The organism is Cryobacterium sp. MP_3.1, from assembly GCF_035984795.1.
Taxonomy (GTDB): domain Bacteria; phylum Actinomycetota; class Actinomycetes; order Actinomycetales; family Microbacteriaceae; genus Cryobacterium; species Cryobacterium zongtaii.
Genome location: NZ_JAXCHV010000009.1, coordinates 122,214 through 143,944, shown reverse-complemented (window position 1 = coordinate 143,944; position 21,731 = coordinate 122,214). Strand labels below are relative to the sequence as shown.

At 69.9% G+C, this 21,731-nt stretch carries 19 protein-coding genes and 1 riboswitch; of the genes, 13 read left to right on the top strand and 6 right to left on the bottom strand.

Going from position 1 to position 21,731, the window contains the following annotated elements:
- Window positions 1–40: 40 nt before the first annotated feature.
- The 6 genes from RCH12_RS08405 to RCH12_RS08380 all read left to right on the top strand — a co-directional run bounded on the left by RCH12_RS08405 (window position 41) and on the right by RCH12_RS08380 (window position 6,285).
- Complete coding sequence (locus tag RCH12_RS08405; RefSeq protein WP_442784568.1) at window positions 41–1,261, top strand: MATE family efflux transporter; 1,221 nt, start codon at window positions 41–43, stop codon at window positions 1,259–1,261.
- Window positions 1,262–1,348: 87 nt separating this feature from the next.
- Window positions 1,349–2,584: an MFS transporter gene (locus tag RCH12_RS08400; RefSeq protein ID WP_103429861.1), complete on the top strand. Its 1,236-nt coding sequence runs from the start codon at window positions 1,349–1,351 to the stop codon at window positions 2,582–2,584.
- A gap of 9 nt (window positions 2,585–2,593) precedes the next feature.
- A complete protein-coding gene (nucS, locus tag RCH12_RS08395) occupies window positions 2,594–3,289 on the top strand; it encodes an endonuclease NucS (RefSeq protein ID WP_103429862.1) in 696 nt (231 codons plus the stop codon).
- Between the two features lie 6 nt (window positions 3,290–3,295).
- On the top strand, window positions 3,296–4,009 hold the full coding sequence (locus RCH12_RS08390; protein ID WP_327016604.1) for a nucleoside/nucleotide kinase family protein: 714 nt from the start codon (window positions 3,296–3,298) through the stop codon (window positions 4,007–4,009).
- 179 nt (window positions 4,010–4,188) lie between these two features.
- On the top strand, window positions 4,189–4,857 hold the full coding sequence (locus tag RCH12_RS08385; protein ID WP_240632321.1) for an HAD hydrolase-like protein: 669 nt from the start codon (window positions 4,189–4,191) through the stop codon (window positions 4,855–4,857).
- Between the two features lie 162 nt (window positions 4,858–5,019).
- On the top strand, window positions 5,020–6,285 hold the full coding sequence (locus RCH12_RS08380; RefSeq protein WP_327016603.1) for a LuxR C-terminal-related transcriptional regulator: 1,266 nt from the start codon (window positions 5,020–5,022) through the stop codon (window positions 6,283–6,285).
- Between the two features lie 107 nt (window positions 6,286–6,392).
- Here the strand turns inward: RCH12_RS08380 and RCH12_RS08375 are convergent, their stop codons facing one another.
- From RCH12_RS08375 to RCH12_RS08365, 3 genes are all read right to left on the bottom strand, one after another.
- Complete coding sequence (locus tag RCH12_RS08375) at window positions 6,393–8,111, bottom strand: SulP family inorganic anion transporter (protein WP_327016602.1); 1,719 nt, start codon at window positions 8,109–8,111, stop codon at window positions 6,393–6,395.
- Window positions 8,108–8,545 (bottom strand): ArsR/SmtB family transcription factor, encoded by a 438-nt coding sequence (locus tag RCH12_RS08370; RefSeq protein ID WP_103429865.1) that lies wholly within the window; start codon window positions 8,543–8,545, stop codon window positions 8,108–8,110. Before RCH12_RS08370 ends, RCH12_RS08375 begins: the two co-directional genes overlap by 4 nt.
- 81 nt (window positions 8,546–8,626) lie before the next feature.
- The gene (locus tag RCH12_RS08365) at window positions 8,627–8,770 is read right to left on the bottom strand and encodes a hypothetical protein (protein WP_158253860.1); all 144 of its coding nucleotides are present in this window, start codon (window positions 8,768–8,770) and stop codon (window positions 8,627–8,629) included.
- Window positions 8,771–9,082: 312 nt separating this feature from the next.
- Here RCH12_RS08365 and RCH12_RS08360 point away from each other — a divergent pair, with 312 nt between their 5' ends.
- A complete protein-coding gene (locus RCH12_RS08360; protein ID WP_327016601.1) occupies window positions 9,083–10,054 on the top strand; it encodes an FKBP-type peptidyl-prolyl cis-trans isomerase in 972 nt (323 codons plus the stop codon).
- A 54-nt stretch (window positions 10,055–10,108) separates the two neighbouring features.
- Window positions 10,109–10,173, top strand: a riboswitch (guanidine-III (ykkC-III) riboswitch).
- Window positions 10,174–10,182: 9 nt separating this feature from the next.
- Window positions 10,183–10,506 (top strand): DMT family transporter, encoded by a 324-nt coding sequence (locus RCH12_RS08355; RefSeq protein WP_103429867.1) that lies wholly within the window; start codon window positions 10,183–10,185, stop codon window positions 10,504–10,506.
- Between the two features lie 73 nt (window positions 10,507–10,579).
- Here RCH12_RS08355 and RCH12_RS08350 read toward each other — a convergent pair whose 3' ends face one another.
- Window positions 10,580–12,235 (bottom strand): HNH endonuclease signature motif containing protein, encoded by a 1,656-nt coding sequence (locus tag RCH12_RS08350; RefSeq protein WP_327016600.1) that lies wholly within the window; start codon window positions 12,233–12,235, stop codon window positions 10,580–10,582.
- 129 nt (window positions 12,236–12,364) lie between these two features.
- Entirely contained in the window at window positions 12,365–12,778 is a 414-nt protein-coding gene (gene panD / locus RCH12_RS08345) for an aspartate 1-decarboxylase (protein ID WP_088454831.1), read from the bottom strand.
- Window positions 12,779–12,865: 87 nt separating this feature from the next.
- On the opposite strand from panD, the gene RCH12_RS08340 reads away from it, so the two are divergent.
- From RCH12_RS08340 to RCH12_RS08325, 4 genes are all read left to right on the top strand, one after another.
- Window positions 12,866–15,478, top strand: a complete 2,613-nt coding sequence (locus tag RCH12_RS08340; protein ID WP_327016599.1) for an excinuclease ABC subunit UvrA — start codon at window positions 12,866–12,868, stop codon at window positions 15,476–15,478.
- 85 nt (window positions 15,479–15,563) lie between these two features.
- On the top strand, window positions 15,564–16,793 hold the full coding sequence (locus RCH12_RS08335; protein WP_327016598.1) for an aminotransferase class V-fold PLP-dependent enzyme: 1,230 nt from the start codon (window positions 15,564–15,566) through the stop codon (window positions 16,791–16,793).
- Window positions 16,794–17,852: a DsbA family protein gene (locus RCH12_RS08330; RefSeq protein ID WP_103429871.1), complete on the top strand. Its 1,059-nt coding sequence runs from the start codon at window positions 16,794–16,796 to the stop codon at window positions 17,850–17,852.
- Between the two features lie 117 nt (window positions 17,853–17,969).
- The gene (locus RCH12_RS08325; RefSeq protein WP_103429872.1) at window positions 17,970–19,256 is read left to right on the top strand and encodes an ATP-binding protein; all 1,287 of its coding nucleotides are present in this window, start codon (window positions 17,970–17,972) and stop codon (window positions 19,254–19,256) included.
- Window positions 19,257–19,315: 59 nt separating this feature from the next.
- On the opposite strand, the gene RCH12_RS08320 is transcribed toward RCH12_RS08325, so the two are convergent.
- On the bottom strand, window positions 19,316–20,056 hold the full coding sequence (locus tag RCH12_RS08320; RefSeq protein ID WP_327016597.1) for a FadR/GntR family transcriptional regulator: 741 nt from the start codon (window positions 20,054–20,056) through the stop codon (window positions 19,316–19,318).
- 253 nt (window positions 20,057–20,309) lie between these two features.
- Between RCH12_RS08320 and RCH12_RS08315 the strand changes: the two genes are divergently transcribed.
- Window positions 20,310–21,704 carry a GntP family permease gene (locus RCH12_RS08315; RefSeq protein WP_103429874.1) on the top strand — a complete coding sequence of 465 codons (1,395 nt, stop codon included), beginning with the start codon at window positions 20,310–20,312 and terminating at the stop codon, window positions 21,702–21,704.
- Window positions 21,705–21,731 lie beyond the last annotated feature (27 nt).

The following is a 21,731-nucleotide window of genomic DNA, read 5'->3' as shown; positions in this document are numbered from 1 at the left end:
CCTCATCGCCGAGCCCCTGTTCCTGCTGTCCGACTCGGCCATGGTCGGCCACCTCGGCGCGGTGCCGCTGGCCGGTCTCGGCCTGGCCAGCGCGGTGCTGCAGACCATCATCGGCCTGATGGTGTTCCTCGCGTACAGCACCACCCCCGCCGTGGCTCGCTGGCTCGGTGTCGGCGACCGGCGCCGTGCGGTGTCGGTGGGGGTGGATGGCCTGTGGCTTGCGCTCGGCCTCGGCGCCGTGCTCGCCGTGGCCGGCTGGTTCGCGGCCCCCGCGCTGGTGGCCGCGTTCGGTGCCGACCCCGAGGTGACCCGCGCCGCCGCCGACTATCTGGCCCTGTCGATGCTGGGTGTGCCCGCGATGCTGCTGGTCTTCGCCGCGACCGGACTGCTGCGCGGCCTGCAGGACACCCGCACCCCGCTCTGGGTCGCCGGGCTCGGCTTCCTGACCAACATCCTGCTCAATCTGTGGTTCATCTACGGCATGGGCCTCGGCCTGATCGGGTCGGCGCTGGGCACGGTGCTCGCCCAGTGGGGCATGGTGGCCGTGTATCTGGTCATCGTCGTGCGGCACGCCCGCCGCGAGCGTGCGCCGCTCCGACCGCACCGTGCGGGGCTGCTCCGCGGGGCCACCAGCGGCGGCTGGTTGTTCCTGCGCACCGCGAGCCTCCGCGCCGCCATGCTGTTGGCGGTGTTCGTGGCCACCAGCCTCGGCTCCCCCGAGCTCGCGGCATTCCAGATCGCGATGACCCTGTTCGCCACGCTGGCCTTCGCCCTCGACGCCCTCGCCATCGCCGCTCAGGCCCTGGTGGGCCGGGGTCTCGGCGCCGGTGACCTGCAGCAGGTGCGCCAGGTGCTGCGCCGGTGCCTGGAGTGGGGCATCGGCGGCGGCGTGCTGCTCGGCCTGGTCGTGGTGGCCGCCAGCGGGGTGCTCGGCGGGGTGTTCACCAACGCCGCTGAGGTCACCTCGCTGCTGCCGCCGACCCTCGTTGTGCTCGGCCTGTCCGTGCCGCTGGGCGGCCTGGTCTTCGTGCTCGACGGGGTGCTGATCGGCGCCGGCGACGCCCGCTACCTCGCGATCACCGGCCTGGTCAACCTGGCCGCCTTCGTCCCGCTGGCCGGCCTGGTGCTGCTCTTCGCTCCCGCCGGTGCCGCGGGGCTGGCTTGGCTGATGGCCGCGTTCGTCTTCGGTTTCCTCGGCGCCAGAGCGGTGACCCTGTCCCTGCGCGCCCGAGGCACCCGCTGGGTGCGCCTGGGCGCCTGACCGGCCCGCGAACTGTGAGAAAAGCCCCAGAATTTCGCGATTTCTGGGGCTCAGCTCACAGTTCGCGGGGGCGGTAGCGTGGGTGGAATGACGAAGACTCGCGGACGGCGCGAACTCACCCGCTGGCGGAACGCCATCTTCATGCTGTTTTTCGTGAGCGGGCTCGGGCTGGCGTCGTGGGTGTCCCGCATCCCCACCGTGCGCGACGATCTGGCGCTCCGCACGGACCAGGTGGGCCTGCTGATCTTCGGGCTCTCCGCGGGCTCGATTCTCGGACTCGTCGCGGCCGTCTGGCTGCTGTCGGCGTTCGGCGCCCGCCGGGCCCTGGTGATCAGCATCGCCACCTCCTCGGCGGGACTGGTCCTGGTGGGCGCCGCGGCCACGGTGTGGGGGTCGTCGCCGATCGCGTTCGCCGCCCTGGCCCTGGTGGGCTTCGGCATGGGCTCCACCGACGTCATGATGAACGTCGAGGGGGCAGCGGTCGAACGCGAACTCGGCGTCACCCTGATGCCGTTGCTGCACGCCTGCTTCAGCCTGGGCACCGTGGCCGGGGCGCTGCTCGGCGCCGGGGCCGCCGCCCTCGCCGTGTCGGTGGTCTGGCACCTCAGCCTCGTCGCCGCCCTCGCGCTGGCCGCCGCCGCGATCGCGGTACGGTTCGTGCCGCTCCGCCCGGCCCTCGGCGACCCCGCAGACCAGTCCGCCGCGCACACCGTCGTGCGGCCGAACTGGGCCGAACGGATGCGCACCAGCCTCGCGGTGTGGCGCGACCCGAGCATCCTGCTGATCGGGGTGATCGTGCTGGGCATGACCTTCGCCGAGGGATCGGCCAGCGACTGGCTGGCCCTGGCCGTAGTCGACGGGCACGGCCAGAGCGACGCCACCGGGGCGCTGGTCTTCGGGGTGTTCGTCTCGGCGATGACGGTGGGCCGGGTGCTCGGCGGCCCGGTGCTGGACAGGTTCGGCCGGGTTCCGGTGCTGCGGGCCTGCTCGGTGCTCGGCGTGGCCGGCCTGCTGCTGGTGATCCTGGCGCCGGCCATCTGGCTGCTCATCGTCGGCACCGTGCTGTGGGGCCTCGGCGCCTCGCTCGGCTTCCCGGTGGGCATGTCGGCCGCCGCGGACGACACCGCCAACGCGGCCGCCCGGGTGAGCGCCGTCGCCATGATCGGCTATTTCGCGTTCCTGGTCGGGCCACCGGTGTTGGGCTTGATCGGCGAGCAGTGGGGCATCCTGAACGCCCTGTTCGTGATCGTGGTGCTCATGGCCCTCGCCGGGCTGGCCGCCCCGGCTGCACGCGAGCGCACGCAGACCGCCGCCGCCGGTTAAGCTCGTTCAGTGCGCCTCGTAATAGCAAGATGTTCAGTTGACTACGCCGGACGGCTCAGCGCGCATTTGCCGCTGGCCACCCGCCTGCTCATGCTCAAGTCCGACGGCAGCCTGCTCGTGCACTCGGACGGCGGCTCGTATAAGCCGCTCAACTGGATGAGCCCGCCGTGCAGCCTGGCCGTCTCGGCGCCCGACGAGCTGCAGGCCGAGGCCGGGATCACCGAGCTGTGGACGGTGACGCACGCCAAGACCGCCGACCAGCTCATCGTGAGCCTCTACGAGGTGGAGCACGACTCCGCGCACGAGCTCGGCATCGACCCGGGCCTGATCAAGGACGGTGTCGAGGCGCACCTGCAGAAGCTCCTCGCCGAGCACATCCACCTGCTCGGCGACGGCCACACCCTGGTGCGCCGCGAGTACATGACGGCGATCGGCCCCGTCGACATCCTGGCCAGGGACGCCCAGGGAGCCTCGGTGGCCGTGGAACTCAAGCGCCGCGGCGACATCGACGGCGTCGAGCAGCTCACCCGCTACCTCGAGCTGATGAACCGCGACCCGCACCTGGCGCCGGTGGTGGGCGTGTTCGCCGCGCAGCAGATCAAGCCGCAGGCGCGCACGCTGGCCGAGGACCGCGGCATCCGCTGCCTGGTGCTGGACTACGACGCCATGCGCGGGCTCGACGACACCGCGTCCAAGCTCTTCTAGGCTCCCGTGCCTGACCGGTCCCCTGCCGTGTCGTCCGAGGCGGCCGGCGATACCGCGCCGCTCGACCTGCTCGCCCGGCGGGTGCTCGGCCTCCTGCCCATCGAGGGCCGCATCGTTGTGGGCATCGCCGGCAGCCCCGGGGCGGGCAAGACCACCCTGGCCGAGCGGCTGGCGCGGCGCCTCACCGAGCTTGCCGGGGCGGATGCCGCCGTTCCGCTGGCCGTGCACCTGCCGATGGACGGCTTCCACCTGGCCAATGCCACCCTCGACAGGCTCGGCCGGCACGACCGCAAGGGTGCCATCGACACCTTCGACGGCTGGGGCTTCGTGGCGCTGCTGCGACGCCTCAGGGCCGAGACCGACCACCCTGTCTACGCCCCGACCTTCGACCGTGCGGTCGACGAGGGGGTGGCGGGCGCCCTAGTTGTGGAACCGGGCACCCGCATCGTGATCGTCGAGGGCAACTACCTGCTCGTGGACCGGGAACCCTGGAACCTGGTGCCCGGCCTGGCCGCTGAGGTGTGGTTCTGCGAGACCCCGGGCGCCGAGCGTCTGCAGCGCCTGGTGGCGCGGCACCAGCGGCACGGACGCAGCCCCGGGGCCGCCCGGGACTGGGCCGAGAACGTCGACGGAGCCAACGCCGTGCTCATCGAGCGGTCAGCGCCGCGCGCCGCGTTGCGAGTCTCCGGCCTCGACGCCACGGTCATCCCCTCGGCCTGACCGGCCCCGCCGCCGCAACTGTTCCCCGTGCGGGCACAGTTGGCCGGGTTCTCGGAGAGAGGCACGACCCGGCGGCATCCGCTCGCCGGCAGGGATGCGGCCGGCCGCGGGGTCGCGCGCATACCTTGTATCAACCTCGCATGCAAGGGTTTGCCCCCTCCGGCCCTAGGATATTGCGAGTGAACCCCACTCTGACGCGCACCTGGAGCGCCATCCTCTTCGACCTCGACGGAACCATCACGGATTCCGCCCCGGCAATCACGAACTCGTTGGCGCGCACCTTCGCTCTGCTCGGGCGCCCGGTTCCCTCCGACACCGAGCTGATGAAGTACGTCGGCCCGCCGCTGCTGGCCGCGTTCGGCGAGTACGCCGGCATGACGCCCGACGAGGCCCAGGAGGCCCTGGCCGTGTACCGCGCCGACTACCAGGGCCCCGCGTCGCTGGACACCGCCGTGTACCCGGGCGTCGCCGGCCTGCTCGAGCGCATCCACGAGTCCGGCATCCCGCTCGGCTTGGCCACCAGCAAGCCCGAGCACACCGCTATCGCGATCCTTACGCACTTCGAGCTGGCCCAGTACTTCACCGTCATGGTGGGCGCCACCGAGAACGAGACCCGCAGCAACAAGGCCGACATCGTCGAAGAGGCCCTGGTGCGCTTCGCCGCCGTCGGTGTCGACACCTCCGCCGTCGTCATGGTCGGCGACCGCATCTATGACGCCGAGGGCGCCAACGCGAACGGCGTTCCCACCATCCTCGTCGAGTGGGGCTACGGCTCCCCCGCGGAGGCCGCTTTGGCCACCGCCGTGGTGCACTCCACCGACCAGCTCGGCAAGCTCCTCCTCGGCTGACCCGTCGCCTTCCGGCGGCGCCGAGTTGCCGCACAGTGCCCCGTCACGTGTCGTGGTGGGGCACTTTTCGGCAAGTCGCAACGGCACGGGCGGCGATGACCAGCCCACCCGGATGGGTAGGCGCAGTCAGGCCGGCCGGCCAGATCCGGGTAGGCTGACGCGGTGAAGTCGCTCGCCAACCCCCGCTCAATGGAACTGCTCGACGCCCTGCACGCCGTCGTGCAGAGCTCCCCGCCCGACGTCGCCGGCGGCTTCTCGGCCCTGCTGGAGCCGTTCATCGGGCACAGCGCGCTGATGATTCTCACCGACGACTGCACCGGCCGGCCTCAGAAGGCGGCCGGCGAGCCGTCGGTCATCGACGACGTCACCCTCGTCGAGCTCGACGCCGTGCGCCGCTCGCTCACCAGCGAACCGTCCGACCCGTGGGGCCGGCGTGCCGTGCTCGGTGGCACCGACCGTCCTGTCACGGCCTGGACCGCTTCCACCGGCGCCCTGCTGGTGCTCACCGACCCCGAACTCACGCCGGCCGGCGCGGCCGACCCCGAGGCGACCCTCGCGCTCGTCGGCCGGTTGTGGCAGCTCGTGGCCACGAGCATCCGCCAACAGGTGGCCGCGGCCAGTCCCGCCCACCTGCTCGACACGCGGCCCGCGTCGGCCGAGCGTGCCAAGCTCATCGCCGATCTCACGGATGCCCATTCGACCACCCTCGAATCCCTGCTCGCGGTGCTGCGCTCGCCCACGGTCAGCGCCGAGGCCGCCCGCCAAACCGCCACCGATCTCGCCGCGAGCGCCATGGTGAACCTGCGGGCGGTGTCTGACCGTTCGCTCGCCCAGGAGCCGGTGGCGGCGGCCTTCGCCAGGCTGCGGGACGATCTGCGGCCGTTGGTGCGGTTCGGTGACCTCGACGTGCAGTTCGTCGAGCCGCCGGCGGACGGGCCTGCCCTGCCCGGTGAGGTCGCGCACGCGGGCCGCGCCATCGTGCGCGGCGCCGTGCTGGCCCTGGTGGAGCAGGCCGGGGTGAGCCGGGTACGCGTGCAGTGGGATTGCGACGGCCGCAACCTGCTGATCCAGATCCGCGACGACGGCGCGGGCGTCCTCAGCACGGACTCCCCCGGTGTCGTCCCTCTCACGGCCAGGGTCGCCGCGCTCGGCGGCACCTTCGGCGTGCAGGCCACCGCCGGCTGGGGCTCCGAGCTCACGGTGTCGCTGCCGTTGGACGCACCGTCGGCCCCGCTGGCCCCCGCCACCGAGTGGGGGTTGAGCCCACGGGAGCAGGGGGTGCTCGCCCTGGTCGCCTCCGGCGCGCGCAATAAGGCCATCGCCGCCGACCTCTCGATCAGCGAGAACACGGTGAAGTTCCACGTGGCCAACCTGCTGCGCAAGGTGGGCGCCTCCACCCGCGCCGAGCTGGCTTCGCTGGCCCGCTAGCGTCGCACTTTCATCAGGAAAAAGGTCGCTTACAAGGACCCGAAGCCCGTTTCCGTCCTTGCAACCTCACTTTTCCCCACAAACGGCGCCGTGCTGCGCCGGGTCGCCTAGTCCCTGGGCAACCGGATCGCGCTGGTCCAGCCGAAGTCGCCGGCATCCGCGCCGCCGGCCGTGGCGGCCCGGGTGACGTGGCTGCGAGCGTGTTCGATCGCGGCGTCAAGGTCGATGAAGAGGTGGTTACGGTGCCGCAGCGACGTGATCACGCCCACCCGGGTGACGAGTTTGAGGTGCCGCGGCTGGATGCCCTTGACGAGCACCGTGATGCCGCGCCGCTCGAGCGCCTGGATCATCTCGGTGATCACCCGGGCGCCGGTGGCGTCGAGGATCTGCAGTTGCGACATCCGGATGATCACCACGGTGATGTGGCTGGTCTGGTTGACCCGTTCGAGCATCCGCTCGGCCGCACCGAAGAATAGGGCGCCGTCCAGCCTGAACAGCGCGATGCGCTCATCGCCGGGAACCGGGGTGCCGGGCAGTTCCTCCCGGTGCACGCCGCTGGAGGCCGACACCGCCCGTAGCGCGAAGAACGCGGCGACGGCGATGCCGATACCCACGGCCACGATGAGGTCCACCGAGACCGTCACCAGGGCGGTGATGACGAACACCGTGGCATCCGACCCCGTGGAGCCGATGATGCTGCGCACGGTGGCGATCGAGATCATCCGGGCCGCGGTCACCATGAGCACCCCGGAGAGCGCGGCGAGCGGGATCTGCGAGACCACCCCGGTGGCGAGGTAGACCACGCCGACGAGCACGATCGAGTGCACGATCGCCGCCAGCCGGGTGCGGCCGCCCGAACGGATGTTGACCGCCGTGCGGGCGATCGCGCCGGTGGCCGGCATGCCGCCGAAGAAGCCGGAGGCGATCGAGGCCAGGCCCTGGCCCACGAGCTCGCGGTCAGCGTCGTACGGGCCGGTGTCGGACAGGGTGACGGCCACCCGCGCGGAGAGCAGGGACTCGATCGCGGCGAGCGCCGCGATGGTGAGGGCGGGGCCGACCAGGGAGCTCAGCAGGGCGGGGTCCAGCTGCGGCAGCGCGGGCGACGGCAGTGAGCTGGGCAGTTCGCCGATGCGGGCCAGCGGCAGGTTGGCAAGGTTGGCGATCACGGTCACCACGATGATGGCCACGATCGACCCCGGCAGCTTCTTGTGCACCAGGGGCGCCAGCAGCATGATCGCGGCGACCACGAGCACCATGGCCACGGGGACGATCACGGTGGACCAGTCGACGGTCTGGAACGACTGCACGGCGGCCACGAAGGCGTTGCTGCTCGGACCGGCCTGGGAACCGATCGCGGCGGGCACCTGCTGCAGGAAGATGATCACGGCGATGCCCAGGGTGAACCCCTCGATCACCGGCCAGGGGATGAAGCTCACCGCTCGGCCGAGCTTGAGCGCGCCGGCGATGATCACAATGAGGCCCGCCATGAGGCTGAGCACCGCGACGACGCCGACGCCGTGGGCGGCCACGACCGGGCCGAGCACCACGACCATGGCGCCGGTGGGGCCGGAGACCTGGATGTTGGAGCCGCCGAACACCGCGGCGATGACGCCGGCCACTATGGCGGTGATCAGGCCGCTCTCAGCGCCGGCACCGGAGCTGACCCCGAAGGCCAGGGCCAGCGGCAGCGCGATGATGCCCACGGTGAGGCCGGCCACGATGTCGCCACGCCAGGTGCGCTTCACATCGCGGTAGTCCTGCCAGCTGGGCAACAGCGCGCGCAGGTAACGGCCGGTCCTGCCGGCGGCGACGGTGATCACACTCACCGGGACACCGCGTCACTGGAGACGGCAGCGTTGGACGCCGCATCCGTCGACCCGAGCCGGGGTCGGCCGACCGTGCTGATCAGGCGCTGCTGGGTGGTCTCGAGGATCTCGACGAGCAGCTGCCGGGCCACCGCGAGCAGATCGGCGACCTGCGGGTAGGCCAGGCCGTAGAAGACCAGGCTGCCGCGGCGCTCTGCCACCACCAGGTTGTGCCGGCGCAGCACCGACAGGTGCTGGGAGAGGTGCGAGGCCTCCAGGCCGGTGTCGGCGAGCAGGTCGGAGACCGATAGGTCGGTGTCCGCGTGGGCGAGTACCTCGAGCACCCGCACCCGAACCGGATGCGCCATCCCCTTGAACAGGTTGGCCTTCACCTCATACAGCGGACGGTTCGCATCCGTGAAGGTGTCGGTCCGGTCGTCATTCAGCGATTCCATGAATTCATCATATCGCGCTACCAGCGGATGACCCCGGACCAAGGTCCCGTCGCCGGTGCCGGCAAACGGCCGGGCTTCGGGTTACTCCGCGTTGGGGTCGGCTACCGTGGCGGCCGGGGCGGCGGCCGGCACGTTGCGGTGGGTGCGCCAGAAGTACTCGCGCTTGAGGCTCTCCCAGCGGTCCATGCTGACGGCGTTTACTGAGGTCGACTTTTGGTCGGACACGAATTGCTCTTTCTCTTGACGTGCTGTCACCACATCGAGCGGCGTTCGATGTGGTGGGGCAGGGCGTCATTCAGGAGGTTGCCGTGATGAGCGTGGCGCCACTGTCGGTGGGTTTCGGTCGCCATCGACCTTCTCGGCCTGACGAATTTCCGGGGCCGAATAATCAGTTTAGATCTCCGCCCTTGCCCCCGTCAGGGGACGAAGGTCCCGAACCGGCGGGTCTGGGAGCCGGCTGGGAGCACCCCGATTCAGCACATACATAGGTGCGGGGACCAGACTGGTCGAGGCCCGAATCTGACTGGAGACACCTGCGTGCGTACACTTCCCACTTTCCTCACCCTGACGGCGGTCGCCGCCGTCGCCCTGACCGGCTGCGCGGCGTCACCCGCGTCGTCGCCAACACCGTCGGCCACGACGACCCCGGTCGCGTGCACCGATCCGGGTGCGACGTCGGATGCCGTCACCGTCGCCGGTGATGCCACTGCCGAACCGACCGTGACCTTCGAGGCCCCTCTGGCCACGAAGGCGACCGAACGCACCGTCATCACCGAGGGCACCGGAGACGCCATCGAGGAGGGTGATTCCGTGGCGATCTCCTACGCCGCGTACAACGCCACCACCGGCGCCAAGCTCACCGCCGGCGGCTTCGGCGACGCCGCCGGCCTCACCGTGAACGTCGTCAACGGCCAGGGCGTCATCCCGGGCATCCTCAAGGGTGTGGCCTGCTCCAACGTGGGCGACAGGGTGGCCGTGGTCTTCCCGCCGGCCGACGGCTTCGGCGAGACCGGCAACACCGACCTGGGTGTGGCCGCCACCGACCAGCTGCTCTTCGTGATCGACATCAAGGAAAAGCTGCCGACCCGCGCCACCGGGGAAGACCAGGAGCCCACGGACGGCTTCCCCACCGTGAAGCTCGCCGATGACGGCGCGCCCACCGTGACCATGCCCAAGAGCGACCCGCCCGCCGACCTCGCCGTCGAGGTGCTCAAGAAGGGTGACGGCGCGGCCGTCACGGAGACCTCCACGGTGACCGTGCAGTACACCGGCGCCATCTGGGACACCGGCAAGGTGTTCGACCAGAGCTGGGGTGTCGGCCCCACGTCGTTCCCGGTCTCCGGGTTGATCACCGGCTTCACCCAGGGCCTGGTCGGCCAGACCGTCGGCTCCCAGGTGGTCATTGTCATCCCGCCGGGCGAGCTGGGTTATGAGGGCGGCAACGAGACGGCCGGCATCAGCGAAACAGACACTCTCGTCTTCGTCGTGGACATCATCGCCGCAGCCTAGGTGTCTCCCCGGCGGCCTGCCCAGTGTCTGCACAGGCCGCCGGGCTAGTCTTCCGGGAGACCGCTCACCGCGGTTCCGGACGACGGATCAGTACCCGGCACGCGACAAGACTGGCCACAGGAGTTCTCATGTCGTGGATCGTTTTGATCGTGTCCGGTGTTCTCGAAGCCGTCTGGGCGACGGCCCTCGGCAAATCCGTCGGCTTCACCAAGCTTTGGCCCACCGTGATCTTCGGTGCCGGCCTGGTCTTGAGCATGGCCGGCCTCGCGTTCGCGATGCGCAGCATCCCGATCGGCACCGCATACGCCGTCTGGGTGGGGATCGGCGCGGCACTGACCGTGCTCTATGCGATGATCTTCGGCGGCGAACCGGCGTCGCTCATCAAGATTCTGCTCATCCTGGGCCTCGTCGGCTGCGTCATCGGCCTCAAGCTCGTCGACGGCGGCCACTAGCCCTCCCTCCTCCGGCTCGCGACGTCTCTCACGATCGGCGGATGCTGCCGCCACCGTGATCGTCGCTGCTATATCAGCGCCTGTCGCCCCGGTCCAGGTGTAGGCCTTCCCCAGCGGCGGGGCTCTTGCTGTTCAACTTGATGAGCGACTGCCCGGGATCAACACTGGCCGGGGGTCGCAGCCAATAGACGCCCCGGTTCTCGAAGATTTGCCAGCCCTGGGCGTGGAGCAGCCGGTGGTGTGGGGGGCAGAGCAGGATGCCGACGCGGATGTCGGTGGCGCCGTGATCGCGGACCCATTCGTCGAGATGATGCGCCTCGGTTCGGGAGGGTGGCCTGTCGCAGTCGCCCCATCGGCAGCCGCCGTCGCGGGCAGCCAGGGCGATGCGTTGCGCTGCGGTGAAGATGCGTTCTTCGCGGCCGAGGTTGAGGGGTTGGCCGTCGTCGTCGAAGGTGATCTCGACGGTGCCGCTGGTGCAGATGATCCTGTCGACGCTCTGCTGGGACACGGGTGCGGGATTGCCCTCGATGAAGCCGTGCCCGCTGCCGTCGGGAATCGGAACGAGAACCTCGGCCGGGTCGACTGCCGGCGCGAGTGCTGGTGCGGGTGAGGGAGTGGCTGTTCCGGCCAGCCCGTCTCCGGCGGGCACCGGGGACGGCGCCGGAACGAGGATCCGAACCGCCGGGGTGCGGCCGCCGAGCATGCGGTTCGGGTTGACCGTGCCGCCCGCCTTGAGCAGTTCGATGAAGGTGTCGGCCGTGAGTTGGTCGGTGCTGCGCGGGTCGTCCTGGACGGCTTGGGCCCAGGCGGCCCGGTTCGGGTCGACGAAGCGCACGCCGCCGCGGCGCGGTCCCGTGGCGCTGTCGTACACGGAGAGCAGGAAAGCGCCCTGCTCGGGTGGGAACTGTCCGTTCAGGTGCACCTGGCCGGAGTCACCGGTCCAGATCCGCAGGTACCGGTCGTCCCACGCCTTCTGTTCCCGGGTGGCGATGCCGGCTTCGTCGATGGTGTCGCGCACGCGGCGGGACCGTTTGAGCAGCTCGTCGACAGTCATCTCTGTGGCGTCGGCGAGGAGCTCCTGTACGGCAGCCCGAAGGGCCTCGGCGGTGATCACCTCGTCGATTTTCCCGAGGCCTGCACGGATCGCGTGTGCCGCGGCGACGGAGAGGGTTCCGGTGGCGACGGCGGCCGAGATCGGGCTATACCAGGGCAACAGCGCCGCTTCGGCACCTGCGTCAGCCGTGTCACCTTTACCGAGCCCGTCCTGGCAGGCGCCATCCAGCCCGACCTCCTCGCCGAGGAGCCGGCGGGCCGCTTCGTCCTCCGCAGCGGCGGCCTGAGCGACCTCGGTATCGCCGAGCATCGTGCCCACACCCACAAGCTTCCGGGCCTCGGCGCGGGTAGAACCGGTGAGGGTCTGGATCAGCTCGGCCGGCGACAGAAAACCCTGCCGGGCGGCGAGGCCCCGTTGGCCCAACTCGGGCCGGGAACGGTGCGCGAGGGTCTTCGCCAGCCATACCGATCGGGTCTCCACCAAGCCACGCAACCTGGCCAGGTCTCTCTGGCCGGCGATCAGCTCCGCGTCGGAGAGCGCGTCGTAGTCGGCGCTGCACGCACCGAGGTGCTCCACCGCTTCTACCGCGGCGCTCAACGACCCCGGCAGCGGAGCCGTCGGCGCCGCGCCATCCGGCGCGGAACCGGGTTCGGAGACAGCTACGATGGTGACCATGCGATGAGAATAGCTCAATATCGAACGTTTGTGTGGTGGAAGCCACGGCTGTGGAGAACTTTTTCACACGTTCTCAGCCATCCGATCCGGGTGCCATGATTCTCCTCGGCGCCCGACAGGCAGCGAAGCTCAGAGAGCGTGGGGCGGGCGCTCCAGGTCGTCATCGCCGTCGGCAGCGGCCGGGTCGGTGCCGACCGAGATGATCGCGTTCTGCGCATCCACGTGCACGACGGTGGGCTGGTAGACCCTGGCCTTCTTCGTGCCCATCTGGGCGTAGGAGATGATGATGACCAGGTCGCCCTCGTGTGCCATCCGTGCTGCTGCGCCATTGACGCCGATCACACCGCTGCCGCGCTCCCCGGCGATCAGGTAGGTCTCGAAGCGGGCGCCGTTGTTGACGTTCACGATGCTCACCAGCTCGCCCGGCAGCAGGTCGGCGGCGTCGAGCAGGTCGAGGTCGACGGTCAGCGACCCCACGTAGTGCAGGGCGGAGTGCGTCACGGTGGCACGGTGGATCTTGGACTTGAACATGGTGCGGCGCATCGGAAAGAGCCTTTCGAGGATCAACTTCTCCACGATACGCGTGCCGAGCAGGGTCAAGTGTCAGGGGGCCGAACTAGAGTCGATCGAATGCCTCACTCTTCCCTGACTTCTTCGGCACCCACTTCTCCGGCCCTTCCCGCGGACCTCGCCGCCCACCCCGGCGCCGACGGCTTCGTGCGTGTGCGCGGCGCCAGGGAGAACAACCTGCAAGACGTCAACGTCGACATTCCCCGCGACGCCATCGTCGCCTTCACCGGAGTCTCCGGCTCGGGCAAGTCGTCCCTGGCCTTCGGCACCATCTTCGCCGAGGCCCAGCGCCGGTTCTTCGAGTCCGTCGCGCCGTACGCACGCCGCCTCATTCAGCAGGGTCACACCCCGCACGTTGACCTCATCACCGGGCTACCGCCGGCCGTGGCCCTCCAGCAGCGCCGCGGCTCGCCCAGCTCCCGCTCCAGCGTGGGCACCGTCACGACCCTGTCCAACTCGATGCGGATGCTCTACTCCCGCGCCGGCACCTACCCCGCCGGGTCGGACCTGCGCCTGGACTCCGACGCCTTCTCGCCCAACACGGCCACCGGCGCCTGCCCGGAATGCCACGGCCTGGGCATCTCGCACACCGTCACAGAACCCCTCCTGGTGCCCGACGCGAGCCTGAGCATCCGCGATGGCGCCATCGCAGCCTGGCCCGGCGCGTGGCAGGGCAAGAACCTGCGCGACATCACCGGGGTGCTCGGCCACGACATCGACCTGCCGTGGTCGCAGCTCAGCCGCGAGTCGCGCGATTGGCTCCTCTATACCGAGGAGCAGCCCGTCGTGGAAGTCACCCCGCAGCGAGACAGGGTCGCCAAGCCGTACAAGGGCCGGTTCTGGAGCGCGAAAAGCTACGTGATGCACACGCTGGCCGATTCGAAGAGCGCCCAGATGCGCCAGCGGGTGCTCGCGTTCGTGGAGACCGGCCCGTGCCGGCTCTGCGGCGGCAGCGGCCTGCGCGCCGAGGCCCTCGCGGTGCGTTTTGCCGGCCGGCCGATCAACGAACTCAACGCCCTCACCCTCAGCGACCTCGCCGAGGTGCTGCGGCCCACCGCCGAGCTCACCGGGGCCACCGGTTCGCACCGCTCCGCGCAGTCCGGCGAGGTCACCGAGGTGGCCGTCACCGTGGCCGGCGACCTGGTGCGCCGCCTCGAGGTGCTCATCGACCTGGGGCTGGGCTACCTCAGCCTGAGTCGGGCCACCCCCACCCTGTCCCCCGGCGAGATGCAGCGGCTGCGCATCGCCACCCAGCTCCGCAGCGGCCTGTTCGGCGTGATCTACGTGCTCGACGAACCCTCCGCGGGGCTGCACCCGGCCGACGCGGAACCGCTGCTGGTGGTGCTCGAACAGCTCAAGGCATCCGGCAACTCGGTCTTCGTGGTCGAACACAACATGGACGTCGTGCGCCGCGCCGACTGGCTCGTCGACGTGGGCCCGCGCGCGGGCGACGGTGGCGGCGAGGTGCTCTACAGCGGCCCGGTACCGGGGCTGGCCGAGGTCGAGACCTCCGTCACCCGCGGCTACCTGTTCCCCTCAATGGGCGACTCGGCGGCGCCGGCGCACCGTGAGCCGGCCGCCTGGCTGGGCCTGACCGGTGTCACCCGGCACAACCTCGTCGACCTCGACGTGCGGGTGCCGCTCGGCGTGCTGACCGCCGTCACCGGGGTCTCGGGGTCGGGCAAGTCCACCCTGGTCAGCCGGGTGCTGGCGGATGCCGTGGGCCGGGAACTGCGCCAGGGCCCGGTCGACGCCGAGCCCGCCGGCAGCGCTGCCGGAGACGGCGCGGCCGACCAGCAGGCCGCCCAGGACGCCGATGATGACGAGACCGGTGCGGACCGGGCCAGCACCGTCGTCGACACGGTGACCGGCGCCGGGGCCATCGACCGTCTGGTGCGCGTGGACCAGAAGCCGATCGGCCGCACCCCGCGGTCCAACCTGGCCACCTACACGGGCCTGTTCGACGCCGTACGGTCCACCTTCGCGGCGACGGATGCGGCGAAAGCCGCCGGCTTCGGCGCCGGCCGGTTCTCCTTCAACGTGGCCGGCGGCCGCTGCGACACCTGCCAGGGAGAGGGCTTCGTGGCCGTGGAGCTGCTCTTCCTGCCCGGCAGCTACGCACCCTGCCCGACCTGCGACGGCTCCCGCTACAACGCCGAGACCCTCGCGGTGCTCTACAAGGGCAAGTCCGTCGCCGACGTGCTGGGACTCACCGTCGACGCGGCCGCCGACTTCCTGGCCGAGGTGCCCAGCGCCGCCCGCAGCCTGGCGACCCTCCGCGAGGTGGGCCTGGGCTACCTGCGGCTCGGCCAGCCGGCCACCGAGCTCTCCGGCGGTGAGGCGCAGCGCATCAAGCTGGCCACCGAGCTGCAGCGCGCCCGTCGCGGCCACACCCTGTATCTGCTCGACGAGCCCACCACCGGGTTGCACCCGGCCGATGTGGAGCTGCTGATGACGCAGCTGGGCCGGCTCGTCGACGCGGGCAACACCGTCGTCGTGGTGGAGCACGACATGGGTGTGGTGGCCGCGGCCGACTGGGTCATCGACCTGGGCCCGGCCGGCGGCAGCGCGGGCGGCCGCATCGTGGCGGAGGGCACTCCGACGACTGTCGCGGCGCATCCGCGCAGCCGCACGGCGCCCTACCTCGCCCAACGCTTGGAGCTGGCTGTGTAAACGGTGCTACACCCGGTCAAACGGGACTTTGGTCCCCATTCCCGGAACAGCCGCGAATCTAAGCTGAGCCTGGAGTTGAGACCTTATGAAGCGCAGCACGCTGTTCCGCAGGCCCGCCGCCGAGCGACTCGACACGGGCCGGTCGGGCGATTTCGGTTACCTGCAAGCCGGTGAGGTCTACCTCGACGCCGCCTGCCAGAGCCTCCGCCCGCAGCCCGTGATCGACGCCCTCACCGACTACTACACGACCTATAACGCCTGCGGCGGACGGGTGAAATACGCCTGGGGCCTGAAGGTCGATGCCGCGGTGGCCGACACCCGCAAGGCCGTGCTCGGCTTGTTCGGACTCTCGAACAAGAGCCACGCCGTGTCGTTCACCCTCAACACCACCTACGGCCTCAACCTGCTCCTGCAGCAGCTGCCGCTGGACCGCTTCACCAGGGTCGTCACCAGCCACGTCGAACACAACTCGGTGTTCCTGCCCACCATCACCGCCGCCCGCCGGCTGGGCGTCGACCGCCTCGTGCTGGGTCGCGCCGCCGACGGCGCCCTGCTCTACGAGCCCGCGCAGCTGGAGAAGGCCGTCGTCGTCGTCAACGCCACGTCCAACATCGACGGCCGCCAGCTCAGCAACCTCGCCGACCTCGTGCGGGACACCCACGCCCGCGGCGGCATCGTCATCGTCGACGCCGCCCAGGCCATGGGCCACAGCCGGGCGCTGCTGCAGAAGACCGAGGCGGATGCGATCTGCTTCTCCGGCCACAAGATGTACGCCGCCAGCCTCGGCGGCGTCGTGGCGCGGCACGAGCTGCTCAGCTCCCTCGAGCTCGGCTTCGTGGGCGGCGGCATGGTCTCCGACGTGCGCGAGAACGACTTCGACCTCGTTCAGGGTGACCCGGCGGCGCTGCTCGAACCGGGCCTGCAGGCCTGGGGCGAGATCATCGCGCTCGGCCGGGCGATCGAGTGGCTCGGCGACGTCCGCCCCGGCGGGCTCACCCCCGCTGAGCACATCACCGGCCTGTCCAGGCGGCTCCACGACGGCCTCGCCGAGATCCCCGGACTCACACTGCTGAACACCGAGCCCAGCCCGGTGATCAGCCTCTACGCGCCCGCGCAAGACTCGCACCGGCTCGCGGTGTTCCTCTCGCACTCGCGGATCTCCGTGCGCAGCGGCTACTTCTGCGCCCACCACTACCTGAAGGAACAGCTCGGGCTACCCCCGCTGCTGCGCCTCTCCCTCGGCCTGCACTCGACCGAGTCGGACATCGACTCGGCCACGCAGGCCCTCACCCGGCTGATGAAAGGCCTCTCCTAAGTGTTCTGCATCGCCGCATTCATCGTCCTGGTCGTCATGGCCGCCTTCTCGGCCAAGTACCGCCGCTACGTCGGCAAGGCCTGGAACTGCACCTGGCGCCGGGTCACCTTCCGGCCCTGCGACACCACCTTCAAGCAGGACATCAAGGACCACCTGCTCGCGCCGATCGCCGTGCGCCGGCCGGGGCTGGTGCGTCCGGCCAGCATCGGCCTCGAGATCCTCGCCGTGCTCGTTCTGGTCACCACCATCTGGTCGGGCTACACCGTGGTCAAAAGCGCCGTCAACCTCTACGTCTACGGCACCTGCAACAAGCAGGATTCGGCATCCTGCACCCTGGGCGCCGAGGCCTGCTCGATCCCGGATGAGACACCGGGCTTCATGGAGTCGTTGGGTGAGTTCGACGTGCTCGGCGCATTCGGCAACGAATTCGGCAGCCTCGGCGAGACCTTCGCGGCCATCCCGGCCCGCCTGCAGACCTGGACCGCCGAGGACTACCTGCCCGCCAACGCCAGTTACCTCACCGAGGACACCGCCAACCCCGTCGCCGTCGAGGTCATCGACCCCGGCTGCACTTTCTGCAAGGCGCTGTTCCAGAACATCGAGGAGGCAGGCTTCGAATCGGCCTACAACCTCACCTACATCGCCTACCCGATCGCGGGCACCGAGGGCTACAAGTTCCCCAACTCGCTGCTGGTGACCCAGTACCTCGAGGCCCTGCGGCTGCACCCGCTGGACGGCGCCGAGACCCCCGTCGACTGGCAGGTGCTCGAGCGCATCTTCACCGAGAAGGCCGAGACCGGCCTGCCGTGGCAGGAAACCATCAACTCGATGGATGCCGACGAGGCCACCGCGACCCTGGTCGACTGGCTCGGCGAGTTCGGCCTCTCCGCCGACCAGATCGACGTGGTCGTGACCGAGGCCGCTTCGGACACGGTTACCGACATCATCGCCGCCAACAAGACCCTCGTGGAGGAGAAGATCGCCACCGTGAAGATCCCCACGATCATCTTCGACGGCCGCCGCCACGACGGCCTGGTCTCGGTCGACGGCCTGCAGTAGCCGGCCCCGCCCCTCGCGAGCCGTGAGAAAAGCCCCACGAATCGCGAACCTGTGGTGCTCTACTCACGGCTCGCGGCGCGAGGGTGGCATAGTGACCTCACACACCGAGGGAGCCCGATGACCGAGTGGCGTATCCGCGATTTTCATACCGACGATCTCGACGGCATCCTGCGCCTGTGGGAGGAGATCACCGCCTCCAGCACCGACCCTGTCTACGCCCTGTCTGAGGTGCTCGCCTCCTGCCAGAAGGACGATGCCGTCGTGGCCGTGCACGGCGACGAGGTGGTCGGCGCCGCGGTCGGCCGGGCCGCCCACGCGCAGGGCTGGATCGTGTTCCTCGCCACCACCAAACCGTGGCAGAGCCACGGCATCGGTTCGGCCCTGCTCGCCGCCCTCGAACGACGGATGGCACCGCACGGCCTGACCAAGCTCTCGGCGCTGATGCCGGAGACCGCCACCAGAGTCGACGCGTTCCTCAACCGCGGGTTCGAAATCAAGAACCACCTCAGCTACTTCGAGCGCCGCATCCCGGTGCAGGGCCAGTCGATCAGGGCCCTGGCCGACCTCGGCGGGCGCATCCTGCCGCGGGACCTGTGGGCGAGCGTGGGCGGCATGGTGCGCGAGAAGGAACTGCTCGAGCGGCGCCTGGTGATGCCCCTGGCCCGGCCGGAGATGGCCGAACAATACGGCGTTGTGCCGCCCAAGGCCGTGGTGCTCTTCGGCCCGCCCGGCACCGGCAAGACCACCTTCGCCAAGGCCATCGCGTCCAGGCTGGACTGGCCGTTCGTGGAGGTGTTCCCCTCCCGACTGGCCAGCGACCCGCAAGGACTGGCCGGGGCACTGCGGGAGACGTTCCACAAGATCGACGACCTCGACAACGTGGTGGTCTTCATCGACGAGGTCGAGGAGATCGCCGCCCAACGCGGTGGCGAACCGCCCTCGCCGCTGCAGGGCGTGACCAACGAGCTGCTCAAGCTCATCCCGGCGTTCCGCGAGCGGCCCGGGCGGCTGCTCGTCTGCGCCACCAACTTCATCCGCACCCTCGACTCGGCGTTCCTGCGGCACGGCCGATTCGACTACGTGGTGCCGATCGGGTTGCCGGATGCCGCCGCCCGGCAGGCCATCTGGGAGCGCTACCTTCCCCCGGCCGTGGCCGGCACCGTCGACGTCGCGGCCCTTGTCGCGGCCAGCGACGGCTTCTCTCCAGCCGACATCGAATACGCCGCCCGGCGGGCTTCCCAGCAGGCCCTGGAGGATGCCCTCTCCGCGGGCGCCGACGAGTCCGTGCCCGGCGGGCCGGGCACCCAGGACTACCTGGCCGGCATCCGCGGCACCCGCACGACGGTGTCGGCGCAGGTGGCCGCCGAGTTCCTCGAGGACATCGACAGGCTCGCGCGGCTCTGAGCGGGCTCAGGCCCGCCACAGCGTGCGCGACACGCCACAGCCGGCGCGGCTCCGTGGGACTAGCCCGCGGTGGTGTGGGAGCCGACCGACTCCTGCACGAACTCAGTGAGGGTGGCCTCGAGGGTGGCATACGCGCAGGAGTAGGCGGCATCCTCGTCGCCCGCGACGATGGCCTCGGCCAGGTCGTTGTGCCGATGGGCGGACGGTGGCGTGTACTCGGTGATCGTGAAGCGCTTCTCCTGCTCCCGGGTGCGCAGCAACGCCGCCACGGTGCTCGCGAAGTGGCCCATCACCGCGTTGCCGGAGCCCTGCAGGATCAAAGTGTGGAAGTCGACGTCGGCCTCGAGGTACCGCCGGCCGTCCTGGGCCTGGTCGGACTGGACCATGACGGCGGCGGCCCGGGCGACGGCCTCCCGTTCCTCTGTCGTCATCAGGCGCGCGCTGAGCCGCGCAGCCACGGGTTCGATGCCCAGGCGCAGCTCGAGCATTTCGCGCATCTGGGCGAAGTAGTCTCCCTGGCCGCGCCACTGGATGATCTGCGGGCTGAAGAGGTCCCACAGCTGCCGGGGCAGCACCTGCGTGCCCACGCGCTGCCGGGGTTCGACCATGCCCAGCGACTGCAGCACCCGGAGTGCCTCGCGCAACACCGAGCGCGACACGGTGAACCGTTCGCTCAGTCTGTCCAGATTGAGGATGTCGCCGGGCGCGTAGGCGCCGTCGACGATCTCCTGGCCGAGCGCATTCACCACTCGCGCGTGCAATCCCCGGTCCCGCCAGGTTTCGTCGCCCACTGCAGTCACTGTCACACCCTCACTCACCCGGCGCGACCCCGTCGCACCGATCCGTCCCAGCCTGCGTCATCGCACTCTGCACTCCGGTGATGTTGCCCACATCGCCGTCATTGTGTAACACTTCATAAATCCGATTAATCAGATTAATCAGATTACGTACTTCCTCCTTCACTATGCCGCATCCCGCGGCGAGAGGGCGACTTACGTGTTCACCACATGACGAAGGGGTCGCAGGGACGCGGCCTCGGAACGGATTCTCGAGATGAATGTGACCCGCGCGATTCAGGCGGTGGAACCAGTGGTTCCCGCCGGCAGCACCCTGCAACTCATCCTCGCGGCGACCATCGGCGTCGCCGTGATCATCGTGCTGATCACCTGGCTCAAGGTGCATCCGTTCCTGGCCCTCTCCATCGGCGCCGTCGGCGTGGGTGTGGGCGCCGGCATGGCCCCCAACGCCGCGGTCACCAGCTTCGGCGCCGGTTTCGGCTCCACCATGGCCGGCGTGGGTGTGCTCGTGGGCTTCGGCGCCATGTTCGGCAAGCTGCTGGCCGACTCCGGCGGAGCCGACCGCATCGTCGATGCGCTGGTGAGCCGTTCGAGCGTGCGCACCCTGCCGTGGACCATGGCCCTGATCGGTGGCCTCATCGGCCTGCCGATGTTCTTCGAGGTCGGCCTGGTCCTGCTCATCCCCGTGATCATCCTGGTCGCCCGGCGCAGTGGCCAGTCGCTCATCCGTATCGCCATCCCGGCCCTCGCCGGCCTGTCGGTCATGCACGGCCTGGTGCCGCCGCACCCCGGCCCGCTCGTGGCCGTCACCACCCTGAACGCCAACCTCGGCCTCACCCTGGCCATCGGCGTGCTCATCGCCATCCCCACGGTGATCATCTCCGGACCGTTGTTCAGCAAGTTCGCTGCCCGCTGGGTCAAGGTGCCCGTTCCCGAGATGTTCATCACCGCCGCCGACCAGGGACTCGAAGAGAACGTCAAGCGCCCGAGCTTCATCGCCACGGTCTCAGGAATCCTGCTGCCGGTCGTGCTGATGCTTGCCAGGTCGATCGCCGACGCGATCAACCCCGGCTCGACCGACCCGCTCAACGCCACCCTGGACTTCCTCGGCACCCCGATGATCGCGCTCGGCATCGCCGTGATCTACGCCATGATCGTGTTCGGTCGCGGCGGCGGCATGGACCGCGCTGCGGTCTCGAAGTCGCTCGCCGACTCGCTTCCCCCGATCGCCGGCATCCTGCTCATCGTCGGCGCCGGCGGTGGCTTCAAGCAGGTGCTCATCGACACCGGCATCGGCACCGTCATCGCCGACGCGGTCAACGGCTCGAGCGTCTCGGTGCTGCTGCTGGCTTGGGTCGTCGCCGCGCTGGTGCGCGTCGCCACCGGCTCGGCCACCGTCGCCACGGTCACGGCCGCCGGCATCCTCGCCCCGGTCGCCGCGAGCTTGAGTTCCACGGATGTGTCGCTCATGGTGCTCGCCATCGGCGCCGGTTCGCTGTTCCTCTCGCACGTCAACGACGCGGGCTTCTGGCTGGTCAAGGAGTACCTCGGCACCAGCGTTCCGCAGACCCTGAAGACCTGGACGGTCATGGAGTGCCTCATCTCCGTCACCGGCCTGGCCGGCGTCCTCCTCCTGAACATCGTGATCTAGCCGTGTTGGAGAATCAGCAACCCGTGC